Source organism: Noviherbaspirillum denitrificans (assembly GCF_002211445.1).
Classification (GTDB): domain Bacteria; phylum Pseudomonadota; class Gammaproteobacteria; order Burkholderiales; family Burkholderiaceae_D; genus Noviherbaspirillum; species Noviherbaspirillum denitrificans.
Map to the genome: position 1 here is coordinate 1 of NZ_LSTO01000041.1, position 2,017 is coordinate 2,017.

Here is a 2,017-nt window from a genome sequence, read left to right on the forward strand (position 1 = left end):
GATCGTATTGCGCGACAGATTCGTGCGCCGTTCGATCTCTCGTATGGAGAGCTTCTCGCGGAAATGCATCCGCCTGATCTTGGCAAACATGCCCACTGTGATCACTCCTCGTCCTCCTGCCCATTTATTGAGCAGGCGATTGAATCACGTGGGTCAAATTTGGATGAAAACTACTGCGGAAAGTGGGTCAATTTTCAGTGAACGTCAACAGGCAACGGAGAGAAATGATGGCTCAACTTCGCTTCGCGAACGGCGCGAAGAGAGTATCGCAAGATAACCAAGCTGATACTTCAATGCCCATTTTCCTGGACGACCATCACCGAGTCCTTGAAGCCCCCTCTCAGTGGATCATGGGATCTGTGGCAAGAAAACGCTCGCGTTCCAATGAGACGCTGAAGCAATATTGCTACGTGATGAAGAGATTCCTCCAGTGGCTTGACGACAACAACTACGGTTGCAATCAATGGGCAATGGTCGATGAGGATATTTTTACCAAGTATATCGATTCGTTATGTACCGGAATCGACGGGAAGACCATTGAATACTACTGCAGATGCATCGGTTCGTTCTACACGTGGGCGCGTAAGAATGAATACCGCCATTTCTTCGATCTTGACTCAGACGCAGTCAGGCATAAGATTCAGTTGGCATTAAAAGACCAACTTATGCTCGCCCATGTGAGGTCCTCGATCGAAGTGACGAGGCTCGACTTTGATACACCAATGGGTAAAAAGGCGCTGCACGAGCAAGAGGTGGAGATGTTCGTGACGGAGCGCAATCACAAGATCATCTTGGCTGCGATGAACGACATCGTTTACCAGATCATCGCTACAATATTATGGGTTACTGGACTTCGGCCGCGCGACCTATTCCAGCTTCCGTACCGGGGGAAAGAACAGAACAACGGATTTATTCCGTACGATGCTGATGAAATACCTGATGATCTTGACCAGCAGGAGATCACGTATTGGTTCCGTTCTAAAGGCAAGCACCGGTCAATTCAATTCCCTGGCTTGCTGTGGCGAGCCATATGCGAGCTTTACATCCCAGTGCGCCGCGAGCGCGCCGATCTGCATTTCGCAAAATATGGCATAAGCCCGAGCAACAGCGCACTGTTCCTTGCTGCCAATGGGGAGATCGTCAACGCCGACAGGCTGCGCCATGCGTTTAGCAAGGCCGTTCAGAAGTCTCGTGCCTTGCCCCTTGGTGTTGCTGGGCACGGATTCACAGGGCGGAAGTACACACCGAGGATGCTGCGTCACTCCTGCGCAACATATTTCGTCTACGAGCACCTCAAGCGCAACAAGCTCCTTGGCAGACCGTACCAATACGATCCGTCGGTAGATGACAGGCTTCGCAGAATGCTCGGTCACGAGGATGTAGGAACGACCTATAAATACTACGTACATCTCGTCATTCGCTTCCACAACGACGACCTTCTTCGGGACCTGAAGAACTCGCATGTGAACCAAGCGCTAAGCGCACTGCTCGAGGTGATGAACTACTAACGGAGCCTATCAGGCCGAATGGACTGCGGATGTTGACGTTCACTGAAATTGGAGCCTCTTTTCGAGTGCTTCCTTGAATGTGGACTGAGACTCATCTGGTCGGTGATCGGCTACGGCCAGTCTTCCCTGGTGAGACCGGGACTATAGTACCTGCTCGGATCAACCCTAGCACTATTCGCTTTCATGCTGCTATTGGAATTGATCGAACGCATCCCCTCATCTGCTGCGATAGTGCTGGCGCTGAAAATGGAAGCGTTCACTGCGGGCGAGTTGTCCGCCGGGTGTCGCGTGCGCATTTCTGTAATGACCCACTGAAAACCTGCTCAGGTGATAATTCTGTAAGGAAGTCACATGAGCACGGTAATGGAAGAAGAATTCAAACGATGGACAGCCAAGCGTAAAGCGGCGTTGGTGACCGAGATCATCCAGGGCAAGACCAGCGTAGCGGAGGCGAGCCGGACGTACGACTTGCCCCCATCTGAGGTCGAGGAATGGGTGGAAGAAGGCCG

The 2,017-nt window shown here is 51.9% G+C and carries 2 protein-coding genes; both read left to right on the forward strand.

Annotation, left to right across the window (positions count from 1 at the left end; genetic code table 11):
* The first annotated feature begins 224 nt into the window (after positions 1–224).
* Entirely contained in the window at positions 225–1,508 is a 1,284-nt protein-coding gene (locus AYR66_RS28010) for a tyrosine-type recombinase/integrase (RefSeq protein ID WP_170942403.1), read from the forward strand.
* Positions 1,509–1,859: 351 nt separating this feature from the next.
* A partial coding sequence (locus AYR66_RS28020; protein WP_141104365.1) for a DUF1153 domain-containing protein occupies positions 1,860–2,017 on the forward strand: 158 nt, incomplete at its 3' end.